General features: G+C 43.1%; 9 protein-coding genes. 2 read left to right on the top strand and 7 right to left on the bottom strand.

Translation table 11 applies throughout. The features are described from left to right. Positions 1-24 precede the first annotated feature (24 nt). Together NU887_RS11865 and NU887_RS11860 are read left to right on the top strand one after the other, a co-directional pair. Positions 25-1,920 carry a DNA topoisomerase IV subunit B gene (locus NU887_RS11865; RefSeq protein ID WP_258423595.1) on the top strand — a complete coding sequence of 632 codons (1,896 nt, stop codon included), beginning with the start codon at positions 25-27 and terminating at the stop codon, positions 1,918-1,920. A gap of 88 nt (positions 1,921-2,008) precedes the next feature. Beyond that, positions 2,009-4,663, top strand: a complete 2,655-nt coding sequence (locus tag NU887_RS11860) for a DNA gyrase/topoisomerase IV subunit A (protein WP_258423594.1) — start codon at positions 2,009-2,011, stop codon at positions 4,661-4,663. 146 nt (positions 4,664-4,809) lie between these two features. On the opposite strand, the gene NU887_RS11855 is transcribed toward NU887_RS11860, so the two are convergent. The 7 genes from NU887_RS11855 to NU887_RS11825 form a co-directional block, all read right to left on the bottom strand. Beyond that, complete coding sequence (locus NU887_RS11855; protein WP_258423593.1) at positions 4,810-6,681, bottom strand: CocE/NonD family hydrolase; 1,872 nt, start codon at positions 6,679-6,681, stop codon at positions 4,810-4,812. Positions 6,682-6,797: 116 nt separating this feature from the next. Beyond that, complete coding sequence (locus NU887_RS11850) at positions 6,798-8,432, bottom strand: hypothetical protein (protein ID WP_258423592.1); 1,635 nt, start codon at positions 8,430-8,432, stop codon at positions 6,798-6,800. 130 nt (positions 8,433-8,562) lie between these two features. Beyond that, complete coding sequence (locus tag NU887_RS11845; protein WP_258423591.1) at positions 8,563-10,425, bottom strand: tetratricopeptide repeat protein; 1,863 nt, start codon at positions 10,423-10,425, stop codon at positions 8,563-8,565. A gap of 1,460 nt (positions 10,426-11,885) precedes the next feature. Further along, positions 11,886-14,852, bottom strand: coding sequence for a type I restriction endonuclease subunit R (locus tag NU887_RS11840; RefSeq protein WP_258423590.1), 2,967 nt, complete (start codon positions 14,850-14,852; stop codon positions 11,886-11,888). Between the two features lie 71 nt (positions 14,853-14,923). Then, positions 14,924-17,431 (bottom strand): S8 family peptidase, encoded by a 2,508-nt coding sequence (locus tag NU887_RS11835; RefSeq protein WP_258423589.1) that lies wholly within the window; start codon positions 17,429-17,431, stop codon positions 14,924-14,926. Positions 17,432-17,434: 3 nt separating this feature from the next. Continuing rightward, entirely contained in the window at positions 17,435-18,409 is a 975-nt protein-coding gene (locus tag NU887_RS11830; protein WP_258423588.1) for an AAA family ATPase, read from the bottom strand. Between the two features lie 153 nt (positions 18,410-18,562). Then, positions 18,563-18,922, bottom strand: coding sequence for a hypothetical protein (locus tag NU887_RS11825; protein WP_258423587.1), 360 nt, complete (start codon positions 18,920-18,922; stop codon positions 18,563-18,565). Positions 18,923-18,934: the final 12 nt, after the last annotated feature.

Here is an 18,934-nt window from a genome sequence, read left to right as displayed (position 1 = left end):
CCAAAATACCAAGAATAAATTTTCATGGCAGAAAACGTAAAATACACCGAAGACAGCATCAAGTCCTTGGATTGGAGGGAACATATCAGGCTCAGACCCGGAATGTACATCGGAAAATTAGGAGACGGAAGTGCCCAGGATGACGGGATATATGTTTTGGTCAAAGAAGTCCTCGATAACAGTATCGATGAACACATGATGGGTTATGGCCGGACCATCGACATCAAAATATCCGAACACAAAGTAGAAGTCCGGGATTACGGCCGTGGGATTCCTTTGGGCAAAGTCATTGATTGTGTGTCCAAAATCAATACCGGCGGCAAGTATGATTCCGGAGCTTTTCAAAAGTCTGTTGGATTGAACGGTGTCGGTACCAAAGCGGTGAATGCACTTTCTGATTTTTTCAAGGTACAATCCTACCGTGATGGAGAAACGAAAGTTGCCCAATTTGAAAAAGGGATTTTGGTCGAAGACCGTCCTGTTGAAAAAACCTCAGAGCGAAATGGGACGAAAGTGGTTTTCTCTCCCGATGCCGGAGTCTTCAAAAACTACCATTTCATCCCCGAATACCTCGAAAACCAGATTTGGAATTACGCTTTCCTCAATGCCGGTCTGACCATCAATTATAACGGTAAGAAGTTTTTCTCCGAAAAGGGGCTTTATGACCTCCTGATGAGAAAAGTCGACGAGGAAAGCATCCGATATCCCATTATCCACCTTAAAGGAAATGACATTGAAATAGCCCTTACGCACTCCAACCAATATGGAGAAGAATACTATTCCTTCGTGAATGGGCAATATACCACGCAGGGCGGAACCCACCTTGCAGCATTCAGAGAAGCCATCGTCAAGACAATAAGAGAATTCTATAAGAAAGAATATGATGCAGCGGATATCAGGGGAAGCGTGGTGGCTGCTGTAGCAGTCCGTGTCATGGAACCGGTATTTGAATCACAAACCAAAACCAAATTGGGGTCCCAATCCATTGGTCCGGATGGACCGACCTTGCGGACCTTTGTCAATGACTTTGTCAAAACAGAACTCGATAATTTCCTTCACAAAAATCCCGCTGTCGCTGATGCCCTTCTCAAAAGGATTTTGCAGTCCGAAAGGGAAAGAAAAGAAATCTCAGGCATCAAAAAACTCGCCAACGAACGGGCAAAAAAAGCCAACCTGCATAACAAGAAACTGAGAGATTGCCGGGTTCATTACGACGATCCGAAAGGAGACGAAGAACAGAAAAACAGAACCATGCTGTTCATCACCGAAGGGGACTCAGCCTCAGGTTCCATCACCAAATCACGTGATGTGCAGACACAGGCGGTGTTTTCCCTCCGTGGTAAGCCATTGAACTGCTTTGGCATGACCAAGAAAGTGGTCTATGAAAACGAGGAATTCAACCTCCTGCAACATGCCTTGAACATTGAGGACGGCATAGAAAATCTGCGTTTCAGAAAAATAGTCATCTCCACTGATGCCGATGTGGATGGCATGCACATCCGCTTGCTCATCATGACGTATTTCCTCCAGTTTTTTCCAGATTTGGTCAAAAACGGCCACCTCTATATCTTGGATACACCGCTCTTTAGGGTAAGAAACAAAAAGGAAACCATCTATTGCTACACCGACGAGGAAAGACAAAGGGCAATCCACAAAATCGGTAAAACCGCCGAAATCACCCGATTCAAAGGTCTGGGGGAAATTTCTCCGGAAGAGTTTGGAAAGTTTATCGGGGATGACATCCGCCTGGAACCAATCATTCTGAGCAAGGAAACCAAAATTGTGGAATTACTGAACTTCTACATGGGCAAAAATACCCCGGACAGACAGACCTTCATCATCGACAACCTCAAAATAGAAAAAGACATCGTTTTTGATGACCCTTCCAAAAAGCAGGAAGAAGAGACAGAAGCTGCCTAAAGCCTTTATTTCGATCTGAGCAGTGGATTCAATTACAATTTACCCAATTGGGATGGCATAGTGCCCATCAAATATTTCAAAATATAGCATGAGCGATATAATCAACGAAACTCCTGAAGGAAAAGACGGAAGCCTGCATGAATCCATTCCGGTAACAGGAATGTATAAAGACTGGTTTTTGGATTATGCCTCCTACGTAATTCTGGAGCGTGCCGTACCGGCAATTGAAGATGGCCTCAAGCCAGTACAGCGTCGGATCCTTCACGCCATGAAGGAGATGGATGACGGTCGATTCAATAAAGTCGCCAACATCATCGGCCAATCCATGCAATACCACCCACATGGCGACGCTTCTATTGGAGACGCCATAGTAAATATGGGTCAGAAAGACCTCCTGATAGAAACCCAAGGAAACTGGGGAGACATCAGAACCGGCGATGGTGCAGCTGCAGCAAGGTATATTGAGGCAAGATTGTCCAAGTTTGCTCTCGAAGTGGTATTCAACCCACAGACCACAGAATGGCAACTTTCTTATGATGGCAGAAAAAGAGAACCTGTCACCCTTCCGGTAAAATTCCCCTTGCTTTTGGCACAGGGAGTGGAAGGAATCGCGGTAGGACTTTCTACCAAGATCCTCCCACACAACTTCTGCGAACTGATCTTGGGCTCGATTCAAATCCTGAAAGGCGAAAGAACACATATCCTTCCTGACTTCCCTACAGGTGGAATGGCGGACTTTTCGGAATACAATGAAGGTGTACGGGGAGGAAGGGTCAAAGTGAGAGCAAGAATTGAAGAGGAAGACAATAAAACCCTCTTGATCAAGGATATACCATTTGGTACCACTACCAACTCTTTGATAGAATCCATCATCAAAGCCAATGACAAAGGAAAGATCAAAATCAAAAAGGTGGTGGACAATACCGCCAAAGATGTAGAGATTCAGATCCAATTGGCTCCCGGTCAGTCTCCTGACATGACGATTGATGCGCTATATGCCTTTACGGATTGTGAGGTCAGTATTTCTCCCAATGCCTGTGTAATTATCAACGACAAGCCTGTTTTCCTTTCTGTCAATGACATTTTGGAATACAATACCAAGCAGACCAAAGCCCTTCTTAAAAAGGAGCTTGAGATCCGTAAGGCGGAATTGATGGAGAAATTGCTTTTCTCCTCTCTCGAAAAAATCTTCATCGAAAATAGGATTTACCGGGACATAGAGGAATGTGAAACTTGGGATGCGGTCATTCAAACGATAGACAAAGGTCTAGAACCTTTTAAGCCTGATTTCTACAGGGAAATTACCACCGAAGACATTGTCAGGCTGACAGAAATCAAAATCAAGCGGATCTCCAAGTTTGATGCTTTCAAGGCTGACGAACTCATGAGAAGGTTACAGGAAGAACTCAAGGAAGTCAACCACCACCTGAGACACCTGACCGATTACGCCATCCAATACTACCAAAACCTTTTAGACAAGTATGGCAAAGGCCGTGAAAGAAAAACCGAAATCAGGGCTTTTGATACCATCCAAGCCACTGTCGTAGCGGCCAACAATGCCAAATTGTATGTCAACAGGGCTGATGGTTTTGTTGGGTTTGGATTGAAAAAAGACGAGTTCATTTGTGATTGTTCCGATTTGGACGATGTGATCGTCTTCAGAAGGGATGGCAACTGTGTCGTAACCAAAATCCAGGAAAAGGGATTTGTGGGCAAAGACATCCTTCATGTCGCCATCTTCCGCAAGGGCGACGAACGCATGGTATACAACATGGTCTACCTTGATGGTGAATCCGGCAAGGCGATGGTAAAGCGCTTTCAGGTCATTGGCGTGACGAGAGACCGTGAATATGACCTGACCAAAGGGACCAAAGGTTCCAAAGTCATGTACCTGACCGCAAACCCCAACGGCGAAGCAGAAGTCATTACCATTTTCCTTACCCAAGGTGCCAAAGCCAAGATCAAAGTATTTGACTTTGACTTCAGCACCATCGAGATCAAAGGACGCGCAGCAGGAGGAAATATCCTGACCAAATACCCTGTAAGGAAGATCCAGTGGAAAATGGCGGGAACATCCACTTTGGGGGGGTTGGACATTTATTTTGATGCCTCCATCGGCAGACTCAATACTGACCAAAGAGGCCGCAAAATCGGTAATTTCCTCGGTGAAGATAGGATCATCGTGTTCTACAAAAACGGTGATTACGAGCTGACGACCTTTGAACTTACCAACAGGTATGAAGCCAATGAAGTGGTCCTGATCCAAAAATTTGATCCTGAAAAAGTGATCTCCGCAGTTTACTTTGACGGGGCGACAAAAACCTATTTTGTCAAACGCTTCCTGATCGAAACGACCACGATCAACAAGAAATTCAACCTCATTTCAGACCACAAACAATCCTTCCTCAAGATCGTCTCCACCGACAAACAACCTCAGGTAAAAGCCGTCCTTCAAAAAGGCAAGGAGAAAGAAGAACAGGAGTTTGACCTCGATATCCTGATCGATGTCAAAGGATGGAAAGCCATAGGAAATAAACTGTCTTCCTACCCGGTATTGGAATTGGGATTGATAGAAAGCGCCGCTAAAGTTTCCGAACCGGAAGAAGAATCTGATTCCAAAGAAGATACAGATCAGAAAGAAGAAACAGAAACATCAGAAGGAGAGGAGGACTTGGAAATCGGATCTACCGTCGAATTCAAAATCAAAAAAGACGAAGACAAAGACCAATTGGGTCTATTCTAAATTCGGGATTCATTTATTACCATAAAAGGCACAAAAGAAATCGATCTTTTGTGCCTTTTCCATTGATCCCTGTCAGAATTATTCATTCTAAATCCATCATTGAAACTTGGTTCTCGTCTCTCGCTTCTCGCTTCTCGTTTCTCGACTCATTTCCTTACAATCGGCAAACTGACATAACTCGGATACTTACTCGAATGGTGGATCTTATTGGTTGCAACCACACCCTCTGTTTCATCATAATTATTACCACCGGTATTCATATTCCTGTCAAACCTCGGAAAATTGGAACTCGAAACCTCAATCCGGATGCGGTGACCCTTTTCGAAGTAATTGGAAGTAGACATAGGCGTAAGGTTTACCTCATATACTTTGCCCGATTCCATAAACACTTCTTTTTCGTAGCCTTCCCTGTACCGAACCCTTTGGATGGTTTCATCCAAATTGTAGGCCTTGCCATCAGGATATACATCGATGATCTTGATAGTCAGGTCAGTGTCTTTGACATCGGTGGAAAGGAATAATTTGGACTCGATAAATCCGCTGACTTCTATGCCTTCTGCGAGTGGTTCGGAAGTATACACCAAGATATCTTCCCTCAATTCCATTTCCTGTTGGTCAAAAGCCCCGCCCTGCACGGCATTGCCGGTACAACAGACATTGCCGCCATAAGAAGTCACTGGATTCATGGGATCGTATTGGAAAGTGTCCGGATTGTCTTTTCCCGGTTTTTTATTGGTCAAAATCCCATCACCGTTTCGGGTATTCGCCTTGCCGGCGCTGTTCAGGTAATAAGTGGTCATTTGGGCTTCTTTGGGAGGCCAAGTGTCGGAAGTCTGCCACTTGTTGGAACCCATGGTAAAGTAAGTCACTTTGGCCATTTCCTTTTTTGGATCTCCTTTGAGCCAATAATCAAACCAAGCATAAGTCATCTCATTGTAAGGAAGCCTTGCATCACCCATACTTCTTTCACCTACGATGGTGTTTTCACTCGCCCTCGTAAAGGCACAATGAAGGGTAGGGGCAATAACCAAATATTGGTTATCTCTCACTTTAGGGTCTTTGGCATTGGTTCTAATATGGTTGTACATCGCCAAATTGGGGCTCGTAGAGACATCATACCAAGACACAAACCAATAAGCCGGCTTTTCAAATTCCATGTTGTCATGGAACAAACCGCCTTCATACCATTTTGGGTCATTCGGCTTTCGGGTGATCATTTCCTCATAAATTCCCTGAGGGCCGTTTACGTTTTTGATGATATCCTGCACCGGCAAATGTGCCAGACCCTCTTTCCAATCTACTTTGGGATACCTTGGGGCCATGTCATAGAAACGCTGCAGCCTCAACAAATCTTCCTGAGAAATCCCTTCCGGTAACTTGGGTGCCATCGGGTCATGTTGGGTACCATAAAGCCAGGCTGTAAACAACATCTGACCTGCACCGCCGCGGTACCAGTTTCCCTGTTCATAGAAATTCCCTATCCTTCCCACTCCTGCTCCAAATGCTTGCGGCACCAAAGCCACATGGGCAGGGTGGTTGAGCGAAGCTACAGCCATTTGCCATTCCGCAGTAGAAGAACAGCCGATAGTTCCGATTTTTTGGTTTGACCAAGGCTGTGCCGCCATCCAGGTAAAGGCATCATATCCATCAGTCAATGGCGTGCCGAGGATATCCCATTCTCCTTCGGAAAAGAACCTGCCCCGCTCGTTTTGAACCACATAAGCATATCCTCTTTTGACTGCCTCTAGGGCTGTTTGAAGACTTCTTTCCTGCAATTCCCCATCACGGTAAGCATTGAAATTGTATGGAGTCCGGGAAAAAATGATCGGAACAGGTTGGGTAGTCTTGGGTCTATAAATGTCAGTGGCCAACCTGACCCCATCCCGCATGGGCATCATGACCTTTTGGTCAATAATGGCAATTTCTTCCAGTTGCTGTAATATTGACTGCTGTTGGGCAAAGCTGCCCGCATGCAGCAATACAAAAACCAGCAGAAACAGGCTATATATCTTTTTCATAAATAAATGGGTTTTTTCTTTACCTCTTAAATTACCATCAATATCTGCTTCTTTGCAAGAAAAGGGATGATTGAATGGGAATTTGGGATAAATGGTAGGAGGGAATCCCCATTTTTTTAATCACATGTTGCAGGTACCTCCTGTACCTTGCTTTGGGTTTCAAGGAATTTATCCAGAACAAAATACCCAAGAAGAGTGACCACTATCGAATTGTCTTCCACCGCATTGATCACCCCATCAAACCTTGAAATCTTAAATAACGAACTGATCTCCTGCCCGGAGAGGACCCTTCCACTTTCGTTTTTACCCGAAATTCTCATCCGCTGCACATAATTCACCCGCACATCCGCATAATATTGGTATGCATCATAGACCAGTGAAGCCTTTCGGGGTGGGACTGTGATTACCCTGCTGGAAAAATAGGTTTCTGTTTGGGTTCGGGTTTCAGACGCATAGGTGGAGGAGGTGGAAGTAATGGAGTGGGACCATTCAAATCCCGAAGTCACAGAGGCATTATAAGTCGATACCGCTCCAAAAAAAGGGGCATTCAGTGAAACACCTACAGTAGAAGAAACAGAAACGGTTTTGGTGGTATTCACGGAAATGGTTTCCGACCAACCTGTGGTGGTTGTCCTTGCTTCACTGAAATCCGCACCTACTGTCTGCTGCAATTCTCCTCCGCTGCAATTGGTCAGGGTACTGTTGAACCCGAATCCGGAAGTGGCTTTGGGCAGGATGGGTTCGACGACAGAGGCGGAGATAGGCTGAACCGACCATTCAATTTCCTTAGCCACAACACGGAAGAATATTTCCTTTGCACCGGGATAATCAAGGGTAAGTCCAACTCCTGCAGCCTCTTTTACCTGCTTTCCATCATGCGTAAGCAAGCGATATACACCATCCCTCACCTTAAAAAGATGGAAGAAATAACTTGACCTGTCAGCAAAAGAAAGCCCGTTCAATGTTTTTCTCGTCGTTTTTCTTGGCGCAGTATGGACAACTGCCGGAAAAGTATTGACAGAAGGGAGTCTTGTAAAGCTGAAATAATCACCGCTACTCTTCAGCTGTATATAAAAATTGTTTCGCCGCTCGGGAACAGGGGTCAACTGGAAAACAAAATCGGGCAGGTTATCTTTAAAATCATTGGCACTTACTGTCATTTCAGCTGTAGCAGACTGTCGAAACCACCTTACACCCGCTTCCAAAGGTGTTCCATCCGCATTGACTTGTTGCAAATAAACGCCCGTTCCCGAATCGATCATCAGGGTAGAAAAGTCAAAGGTCTCATTGATGTTGGTTTCAATAATTGCAGGTGTTGGATTGGCAAGGAAAGAAACTGTCCCTAGGTTGTGGTTGGAAAGGATATCCTCGCCCGCTTCATCTTTCAAAGTGACTTCAACTTGGACCCCATCGGTAAGTTCTTTGAATTGAGCTTGGGAAAGCCCTGCTACAGGGAACTTAACCAATCCCATGTAAGCAAATGGATCCAAAGATAGGGTCTCTGTAAGGGTGCCAGAAGGGGCTTTCACACTTACTACAGCGGCAGTAGGAAAACGGCCACGTCTAGCGAGGGAACGCGCATTGAGGATGATTCCAATTTCTCCTGAAAATGCATCCAAGTCTTCCGTAGAAATGCCATTCCCTGCAATCACTTCTCCCGGTCCATCAGGTGCAATATCCTCATCGGATTTGCAGGAGTACAAAAGAAGGAATCCAATTCCGAGAAGCAAGGTAAAAATCTTTGTTTTCATGTTAAGCTTTGTAATAAGTTGAATGTGCCAAAACTGACAAAATCAAACCTATTCAAAACCCTATGAAAAGCTAAAAAACAAGGGGAGACAAACGGTATACTGAGAGCTAAAACCCATATAAATCCCTATTTTAAAGCCTCATGATAAGCTCCTCCAAAGAATCTCCGGTATCCAGTCCCAGCTTTTTGCGGAGCCGCTGACGGGCTTTTTTGATTCCCGGAATCGAAATACAAAGGATATTGGCAATTTCCTTGGAGGAAAGATTCATTTTTATCAATGCCATCAGCCGGTAATCATTGGGGGAAAGACCTGGGCAGGAAGCTGCTGCCCTAGAAAAAAAATCAGGGTGAACCTCTTCAAAAAAACCGGCAAAAGTATCCCAGCCCCGATCTTCCCTTAGGTCTGAACTGATGGTTTGGATCAGCTTGTGATAGCCTTCAGTACTGTCAGTTTCCTTGCCTCTTTGGGCAATTTCTTTCAGATTGACCAGCGTCTCATTCTTTTTGGCAAGGTGCAATGCCTGCGTCGTAAGTTCCCGTGATTTGTAATGCAGGGCTGCATCCATTTGCTTCTTGGCAAGCTCTGTTTTTTTCATCTTTTGCCGAAAGGCATACCACCCAAAGCCTGCGACCAATACCAAAGAGATCAATCCCGAACCCAAAAGTACTTTCTGCAGTGCGGTGATTTGCGCCTCCTGCTCAAGAAGTTGGATGGCAGTTTGCTGTATCCGGATTTCATTGTCCTTAGTTTCTAATTCAAAAATGGCACGAAGCTCTTCAATCTGTCTGGATTTAGCCACATTCATGATTGAATCCTTCAAGTCCGCATGTTTTTTATAATCCTGAAAGGCAGCATGGAGGTCCTTTAATCTTTCATTTGAAATGGACCGGTACATATAACCTTCACTTAAAGCTTCAAGAAAACCATTTGGAACTGCTAGTTCTATGGACCGGTTAAAGTACAGAATCGCCATTCCATGATTTTGTAAACCCTGATAGGCCTGACCCAAAGCATTGCAAATTTCTACGATTTTGATGGGCGTTTGCGTTTCTTCCACCAGTTTTAGCCCCTCCAAAAGAATTTCAATGGCCTGTTCATATTCCTTTTGAGCGGTATAGGTTTTTCCAAGGTTGGTATAGGCAGTAGCCTCTAGGTCTTTGAATTCAAGTTGTCTCGAAAGCGCAGCACTCTCAAGGAGATGGGAAACCGCTTCTTCGTATTGCCGCAGATAAAAGAAGTTGTTACCGATATCATTCAATGCCTGGGCTTCATATATCTTGTCGTTTCTTTCCTGATAGATTTTCAGGGAAAGCCGGTTGTAGTCAATGGATTTTTGGAAGTTTCCCAAACTGCTTTCGATCCCACCGAGGGAATTATAAGCATCTGCAATCCCGACCTGATTTCCGGCTTTTTGAAAAATCCTCAGTGACTTCAGTGCTTCTGAAAGGGCAATATTCAAATTACCTTTCCGCATATGGATCAATCCCATCAGGTGGTATTCATCACCTAATTCGGATGAATCAGGCTGAGTCTCTAGGGTCAGCCGGACATTTTCCTCCAATAAATCCAAAGCAGCCGGGTAATCCCCTTCATAATAGGCAAGAATCGCCAAGCCATACCTGACAAGGACTATTTTCTCAGGATTGTCGGCCTCTTCAAAGAAACCAAGCGCTTCCTGATACCAATAGGCAGCAGAATCAAACTGATTCCTGTTGTTTGCCAGTACTCCAAAGTTATAATAGGCCATCCCGATCCCTGTCAGGTCACTGATACTTTCAGCATATACAAGTTGTGCTTTGGCATATTCAGCCGCTTTTACCGGGTCATTGTTAAGGTAGGAAAGGAACAATTGATGAAGTACGGAAAGCTTGGCTTGGCCTTCCTGACCGGAATGGTAGACCGCAAGCAGGCTGTCGGAATTTTGTGATTTTACCTCAAAAATGGGAGAGAGGAGGAGTATCCAAATACAACCAAAAAAACACCGCCCATGCATATTTAACCTTCTCAAATCTCAATAATTTCTAAAATCTAATCGAAAATGACCAAAAATCAAACCTTGTCAAGTTAGGACAGCCACAAAAATTGCCTCCGTAATTATAAACAAGACCATCCAAACCTGGTGCTGAAAGGACTGGAATGGGTAGGATAAGATTTTTCGGTGAGGTTTTTTTTCATAGGAATTACCAAAAGAGAAATGATTGGAGCATTTTCATCAAAACATAAAAAACTTCAAAGGATAGGGGGGTAGACCCGCAGCTCCATCCGTGCAAAATCTAGGTTGCCATGGGTAAGATGCTACACTGCTTTTCATAATTCAAATTATCTCTTCGCATTGCAACCCATGGTTAAAATCAACAATTGATGTTATTTCTTTCGCCCATGTTAGTGTCTCCACAAACATCTTTATTCTCTCCGCCTCTGCGTGAGGAAATATTTTTAAACCGCAATGGACTCCAAGGTTTCGCAATGGGTCGCGAAGGTTTTGCCCCCTAATCCCCCTGAAGGGGGACTTTTGTCGAAACAATAGGAATTTGGTTGAGAGAGATGTGAAATGGAATCCTAAACCCGACGGCAATCATTTAGTAGGGATACTCCCTTCCCTAAAAGTGTCTGATAAAGTAAGCCCCATCGGGGCGAAATCTTGGTAGCCATGGGTAAGGTGCTAAATCTAACTATATACTTACACAATTCTCTATGCACCGCAGCCCATGGTAAAAGTGGAGATAGAGCGTATTTCGGTCACGAATCCCCTAAGAATTAGAATCTTCAATACCGAAATGGGTGGAGAATCCTATCGTTTTCCTGTTTCATTCATTTGATAAATTATTTTCGTTTTCTCCTCGTGTCACTTTTTGTCTTACCACAAAAAGTAACCAAAAAAGGCAAGAAATTTTAATCCTATCCGCGATCCTAGCCACCGCCGGCCCGGAAAAATTTCCTCCTCCCCGCCGGTGTTTCATAACGAGATTTTTTAAAGTAGATGATCCCTTACAAGGATTTTTCTTGTTTTTAGATGTTTTGGAAAAAAAGCCCCATCGGGGCGAAATATGACTAGCCATGGGTAAGGTGCTAAACCAAACTTCTTACTTTCTCGAATCTTCCTGCACCGTAGCCCATGGATAAATGGTCGAATTATACAGGATTTCGGTCATGAATCTTCTAAGAAAGAGAATCTTTATTACCGAAATGGTGGGAGCGTTCTTCTATTTTTCCCAATTAACCAACAGCCCCGAAGCGGGCTGATTATTAATAACCCCGTGCAAGGTGCTACTCTGATTCTCATACTCATACTCATACTAATTTCAATGCACCGCCGCTCGGGGATAAAATGGCGGTGCAAGGTATTTCGGTCACGAATCTCCTCAGGAGGAAAATCTTAATTACCGAAATGGAGTGAGTGTTCTTCTATTTTTCCCCCAATAGCCGCAGCCCCAAGGTGAAAATCAATTCTGATCAATAATATTCCTTAATATAACTATAAGCCCTATCAAACAAAACCTGGTCTTTATGTAATTGATATTTCAATAGTGCCTGCCTCAATGATTTCTGGACATCACGTTCTCCTGAAGTTGTTTTTTGCCAACCTTGAAATCTAACTAAACGGACAATCGCATCGATATCCGCAACAATCCGCTCTACCACTGCCGGGGTTTGATCGGTTTTCAACTCTAAAAATAATTCGGTCAGTGCTGCTTTGGGAGATTTTTCTTGCAGCTCGGCTTCGAGATCTTTCTCTGCCTGAACAGTTTCCTTTGCGATTTTACAGAGTTCCTTCACAAATTCAATCGAGGTGATCAATCCCCTTTCTGCCCTATCCCGCAACTCTTCTAAGAGTTCGCTCAGTTTTTTAAACTTAGGATGATCTCCATGTTTTTTAAATCGGTTAACAAGAATTTTGGTGAGTTTTTTGGCATTCTTGGGATCAGGATTGTTAAAAATCTCTTCGATCACATCTGCATCCAATATGAATTCATCCAGGTTGTGGATTTCTCCTACGTGAATGTTATCATGAATCAGTTTGGTTGTTTGGGCCCCCAAGGTCAACCAAAGCAGTTTTCCTACATTGTCGGAAGCCGGTCGGACGGATTCAAATACCTGAGACAACCATTTGTAATCAGATTGGTAGGCATTCAAGATATTATCCGGGGAAAGCGATTCCCATAGTTTGCTTAAGAATTTGTAATCCTTGGCGAAGGCATCCTTTTTCTCATCGGTCTTGATTGCATTTTGTGCGGCTTCCAATCCCTCAAAACCTTGTTGAGTTCTGTCCACCCCTTCAAAATGCTGTAAAGTATCATGAATGGCTCGGGGAAATTGGTCCCTCAGTTCAGATAGGTTGGTGATAATTTGTTTGACAGATGCTTCATCAAACTCCAAAGCCTTCGCAGCATCATCAAAAACACCAAAATAATCAACAATCCGCCCATGCCTTTTATTTGGAAACAACCTGTTGGTCCTACAAATGGCCTGCAGAAGAGTGTGGTCCTTGATTGACTTGTCCAAGTACATGGTTTGTAATATGGGGGCATCAAAGCCCGTTAGTAATTTGGCAGTGACTATCAAAAACTGTAAATCAGAAATCGGATCGTTATATTCATCGACTATCCGTTCCTGTTGGGATTTATCAATTCCCCATTTCTGTTTGAAATCAAATTTATCATTTGCAGTGGTAGAGATGACAACCTTACTCGCCTCTACCGGAAAATAGTGATCCAAAGCTTCTTTGTATTGCACACATGCCTCACGATCAGGAGTTACTATCATGGCTTTGAATCCATGTGGAGCCACCTTTTCACGGAAATGGTTTGCAATGTCCGCCACAATTTTTGCGACCCGCTCCGGTGATTTCAGGAAAGCTGCCATTTTAGCGGATTTCTTGTTCAAAGCATCGGCCTCTTCATCAGTAAGCGCAGTCTCTTCTTTGAAGTTTCCAAAAAGCTTGTCGATGGTTTCTTTGTCCACATGCACATCCACCATCCGTGGCTCAAAATGCAAGGGTAGGGTTGCCCCATCCCGAATGGAATCCTGGAATGTGTACCGGGATAAATATCCTCCTTCATCTTCCTCAGAACCAAATGCCCAAAAAGTATTCTTGTCAGCTTTGTTGACCGGGGTACCTGTCAACCCAAACAAAAATGCATTTGGAAGGGCTGCACGCATCTGCCGACCCAAATCACCTTCTTGGGTCCTATGGGCTTCATCGACCAGCACAATAATATTGTCGCGGGTATTCATGTTGGGTTTGGCATCGCGGAATTTATGGATCATCGATATGATGATTTTCCGCGTGTCTTGCTCCAACATTTTTTGTAAATCCCTGATACTTTCTGTAGCCTCGACATTGGGAATATCCGATGCATTGAAAGTGCCTGATATCTGGGTATCCAAATCTGTACGGTCCACCAAGACGATGACGGTTGGGCTTTTCAATTCCGGTGAACGTCTTAATTTCTGTGCAGCAAACACCATCAACAAAGACTTACCTGAGCCCTGAAAGTGCCAGATCAGTCCCTTTTTTACCCGTCCTTCTTTTACCCGCTCTACAATCTTGTTTGCCCCCTCATATTGCTGAAATCGAGGGATTACTTTGCTCCGCTGTTTTTTCTTATTAGTAGTGAACAAAGAGAAATTTTGTAAAATATCGAGCAACCTTGCCGGGTGCAACAAGTCACCCATCTCTTTGCCGATTTCAACCAAACCTAACCTACGTGCAAGGGCTTCATCTTCATCCTCCAGGCGCCAAGGCGCCCAAAAATCCAACGGGCAACGGATACTTCCAAAATACAAGGATTTGCCCTCGGTGGCGAAAGACAGGATATTGGGGACAAATAACTGCGGAACAGTATTCTCATACACCTCATGGATTTCATAGGCACCATCCAACCAACTTACACTTGGCCGGATGGGGGTTTTGGCCTCTCCGACGACTACTGGAATTCCATTGATGAAAAATACCAAATCCGGTATTTTGGTTTCTCGGTGGTGGATGCGAAACTGGTTGGTGACGACATATTTGTTTTCAGAAAGATCATCAAAATCAAAAATCCTCACTGGAACATGACGGTTGTTATTACCAAAAGGCATGGTTTTGTCTCCTCCAAGCCATTTGAAAAATTCCTCATTTGCCTTCACCAACCCAATCTGATTGACCGAAATCAAAATAGCCCGCAGTTTATAGATCACCTCATCTGCCAATTCTGGTTTGGCAGCTATTTCAGGATTTAAGCGAACCAAAGCATCTTTGAGGTCCTGCTCCATCAGCACTTCGTTGACAGATCGGTTCAAGTCTACCGCTGACATATACTGCCATTGAAGGCCATAACTCGTCTTAGGCTCAGAACTACCCTGAAAATTGAGGTTCACCCCACTCAGCTGGTGGATAATGTAATGCTCTACGCTATTGAGTTCGTTAAACGACATGCAAAAATCTTTCTTTTGAAATTAAGGATTTTGATCTAAATGATTGGGTGTTTAGATAAAAGATTTTCAGGTTAGGTGGTAATGGCAATTTGAATCAGGTTTTCAACTGGCGTATAAATATCCACTTCCAAAATGGGGGTTTCAATACTGACTATCAAGGAATACCTAACCTCATGATTATATTTTTCAAGACTCTTTCTGCTACGGTACCATCCTGCTTTTGGATAAACTGCCAAGATGTTGCGGGAAGCCAGGTTTGCCCCAAAAGTTTTCAAAAAATCTTTTTTAACCGAACCTTTATTTCTTACCCGCTCTTTGATCGTCCAATCTTCATCTCTTAAGTCGGGGCGTTCCGTCTCATCTTCTTGTTCAGCAGCAGCTGAAATTCTTCTCCTAAACTCAGAAGGCGTTTCATTTTCTTTTATCAACTTGAAATCCAACGAATGGGAATGATATGAAAAGCTTTTAGCGTATTCCCTTGCTCCAGGATTGGGTTCAATAAAATAGGATAAGGTAACTTTAATAGTCACTTCTTGATTGAATAGCATATCCTGCAAAACTTCTACAGGCCATGGAATCTCATACAAATGATATTCATTGTACCTGACAACGCCATTATCCATTCTGTAAGGTTTAATATTTGCCTGTGCAATCAAAGTAAGTGCATTGGACGCACTATAGAGTGCTCTGTTTAAGTTTGGAACTCCATATCCAACCGATCGAATTAAGGCTCGTCTATCTCCCTCTCTTGTGATATCCTTACCATGAAGCATTTGGGGCGTCCATTCTGCGGAATGAATCATCAACCCTCTAATGGTTTCCGGCCAAAAATCCGGATAGGTAGTTCTTAATTCAGCTGCCATTTTGGATGCAAAGGCTGCTGCTGAACTTGTCCCCCCAAATGGCCTGAACAACCTTCTTGTAAAATCTTTATCAATAGAAAGCGGCTCTAACTCTTCGTGGGAAAAAAGAAAATGACCATCAGAAATCATATTTCCTCCTTCCATGACCAAATCAGGTTTATTAGGCCATTGAGGCTCCCACATCGCTGAAGTGGAATTTCTTGGTGACATTTCTCCCAATCTCGCAACCGGAGTATATCCACTTGGTCTGGACAATCTATCCTTTTCGGTGTAGGCTCCAATTGTTAATACATTGTATGCTTGCCCTGGATCTTGGATACTCTGAATGAAATTTTGACTTGGGAAATCGCCATGGTTTGACAATAATACATTCCCGCCGCTTACTATGACCATTTGAGGTTCAGCCTCCTCAAAAGCATTTCCAAATGCAATGTTATCCAGTGAGCTGGATGCTGAACTCGGTCTTCCGGATTTTATTAAACCATCATTGGTAACTGATAGGCAAATGATCCTTTTTACATGAGGATTGGAAATAGAAACTGTAGTTATGCCATCCAGATATATAATCCCAAATAATTCTTTGTCAATGGAACTTCCTGATTGAAATATCTTAAATGATTCTATTCCATGAAGTATCTGGATAGGAACCGAACTGGCACAGGCATCTGTCAAATTTCCGAATAGTGCCAATGCTGCCATTCCGGTACCATGCCCTCCATTATTTGCAGAATCCTCCAACCCCCAAGACGGATTCCAGGCATGCAGATTTCCTCCATCTATCAGAGGAAATAGTAATGGATGTCTATGTGTCAAACCTGAATCAAACAGACAAACAAATACATTTTCTGAATCTTGCGGGGAAACAAAATCAGTTCTCGAAATTAAATCCTCTAACCATTCTTGTTCTGTCTCATAATTTATTCTTTCTGAAGTAATGAAATCATTGATTTCCTGAGGTCTCCTTAATTCTGCCAGACTGTCCAAAAGAAAAACCGAAGAGGCCAATTGCCTTGCTGTTCCTCTGACCATACGGATGACATGCTCAGGAAACATTAATTCTCTTGGACTAAAACTTAGACCTGCGATCTCAAGCTGTTGGTCTGTTTTATCCCTGCTGTAAGTACTTCTCCTAAACCATACTTCCCACCAAACTTCAAGGTCTGAGTCCGGAAAAGTATAAGAATCAATATCTACCCAAAAAGCTTGAAGTGTAGCCAAGCGAATTTCCTCAAGATTTGCAATTAAGTTCTGAGACAGAGGATTTCCATCAGGCAAATTTCTATAGGTCAGGTTTAAGTAATTTTCAACTTTAACCAAAAAATGTTCTATTCCCCGTTTGGAAAGCATCACAAGCACCCTGAATCGCTTTTCTTCTTGCTCATTCTGAATTCTTATTTCTTTCGAAATTTTAAGGATTTGATAATGTCCTCTCGAATCAGAGTGAAGCTGTTCAAACTTCAACTCAAACCCCCAAGCAGAATAAAACTCCACATAGATTACGTCGTCTTTCACCAAACCTTCTGGGATTTCCTGATCCTGTTGGAGTTCAAACTGATCCCGAATAGTCTCGATCTGACTTTTTATTCTATTTCCATGCATAGCCCTGTTTCTTGTTGCTATTGGAAAAGAAGCTACTACAGTCCTAGGATAGGTGTATTCCTGACCAGAGGCAAACCTTTCTATTCCGATTAAATGTCTTTTGGGATCTGATGCCATCGATTACTTTCTTTTTGAAAGGGCATCGATCAGGACTTGTGGGTTAAGTTTATTTCTGCCACTCAAAATCATGGCTTTGATAGTTTCTTCACAAGCACGGAGGATATCCGAAAAATTAAGTCCTAAAAACTGGTGGGCAATAGATTGCAAGTCAACCTTTGATTCAAATTCAAATGCCTGCAGCTGCTTTTGAAGCATACTAGTTATTTCTGTTTCTTTAGGCAGAGGAAATTCAATCACTTCATCAAACCTTCTAAAAAGTGCTTTATCAAGCATTTCAGGCAGATTGGTCGCGCAAATGATAATACTGTTACTTTGGTCTTTTTCAATATTGATCAGGAAGGAATTCAAAACCCTTTTGATTTCACCTACATCTTGCCCAATATTTCTGTGGCTACCTATAGAGTCAAACTCATCAAAAAGGTAAACGCCCCGCTGATTCACCATGGTGTCAAATATCACCCGAAGCTTTGCAATGGATTCTCCCATATACTTGGATACCAGGCCGTCTAAGCGAACAATAAATACCGGAATGCCTAATTCACCTGCGAGTGCTTGTGCAGTCATGGTCTTACCACAACCGGGAGGGCCCGTTAACAAAAGTTTTCTTTTCGGTTGAAGGTTGTATTGGCGAAGAAGTTGCCAGTTGGTTTGTTCCTCAATCAACTTCTCTAAAGAAGATTTGGTCTCTACATCCAAAACCATATCATTAAGCTTGATTGCCGGCTGGAACACATCCAATAACTCTTTCAAATCCCGCTGACTAGGTAGTATGGGAATGGTCTTACTTCGGTCTGCAAAAGGCTGATTCCTTTTTAGTTTCGCCTTGTCAATCAAGGACTTTAATTCTTGAGCTAAAGCTGTATGGCCTTTTTGGGCTTCGGCAGCAGCGATCTGCAAGGCAGATGAAATAAATCGTTCATCATCCCCTTCACCAAAATGCTTGATCAAACTTTTTATTTGTTCCGTCGCTCCCATAAGACAAAAGTACTTTTTATTCCAATATTACTAAACACAAAAATCATCCCCAAATTCTTAATAATCAGCTTGAAAAACAAGCAATTGATTTAATTTTAATTCAAGAGAGATTGTTTAACTTCATCAAAACCGAATCACCAAAGCCATTTCTTCTCAAAACCCTATCTTATCTCTCACAAAACCCCTAAAATCAAAGCCTGTACCTCCGGATTTTCGATCTCTGAGATACAGTAATTTGCTATCTGCGGAGATTTCTAAATCCACTGCATTTTTGTCTTCCCGGATTTTAAAAGTGCCTTGAAGGTTGCTGACAAAACTTTTGGGTAAGGTAATCCAAAGCACATGGTCTGTATTGTCTAGCAATAAATGCACATCGTCCTCAAACTTGGAGACATGGATATTAAACCACCAAACCGCTTTAGCTTTATTGATACCGGAATAGCTCGTATTCTGGGAATTCAAATTTCCTTTAAACTGAGTATTTATACGATCAATAAGCTGCTTCTTTTCCATAGGGCATTTCTT

Source organism: Aquiflexum gelatinilyticum (assembly GCF_024741135.1).
Classification (GTDB): domain Bacteria; phylum Bacteroidota; class Bacteroidia; order Cytophagales; family Cyclobacteriaceae; genus Cognataquiflexum; species Cognataquiflexum gelatinilyticum.
This window is presented reverse-complemented; position numbering and strand designations above follow the sequence as displayed.

Bases quoted from the DNA above. Each gene is read 5' to 3' on its own strand.
- NU887_RS11860 (WP_258423594.1), top strand. From the start codon at position 2,009: ATGAGCGATATAATCAACGAAACTCCTGAAGGAAAAGACGGAAGCCTG.
- NU887_RS11825 (WP_258423587.1), bottom strand. From the start codon at position 18,922: ATGGAAAAGAAGCAGCTTATTGATCGTATAAATACTCAGTTTAAAGGA.
- NU887_RS11835 (WP_258423589.1), bottom strand. From the start codon at position 17,431: ATGGCATCAGATCCCAAAAGACATTTAATCGGAATAGAAAGGTTTGCC.
- NU887_RS11855 (WP_258423593.1), bottom strand. From the start codon at position 6,681: ATGAAAAAGATATATAGCCTGTTTCTGCTGGTTTTTGTATTGCTGCAT.
- NU887_RS11850 (WP_258423592.1), bottom strand. From the start codon at position 8,432: ATGAAAACAAAGATTTTTACCTTGCTTCTCGGAATTGGATTCCTTCTT.
- NU887_RS11830 (WP_258423588.1), bottom strand. From the start codon at position 18,409: ATGGGAGCGACGGAACAAATAAAAAGTTTGATCAAGCATTTTGGTGAA.
- NU887_RS11840 (WP_258423590.1), bottom strand. From the start codon at position 14,852: ATGTCGTTTAACGAACTCAATAGCGTAGAGCATTACATTATCCACCAG.
- NU887_RS11845 (WP_258423591.1), bottom strand. From the start codon at position 10,425: ATGCATGGGCGGTGTTTTTTTGGTTGTATTTGGATACTCCTCCTCTCT.
- NU887_RS11865 (WP_258423595.1), top strand. From the start codon at position 25: ATGGCAGAAAACGTAAAATACACCGAAGACAGCATCAAGTCCTTGGAT.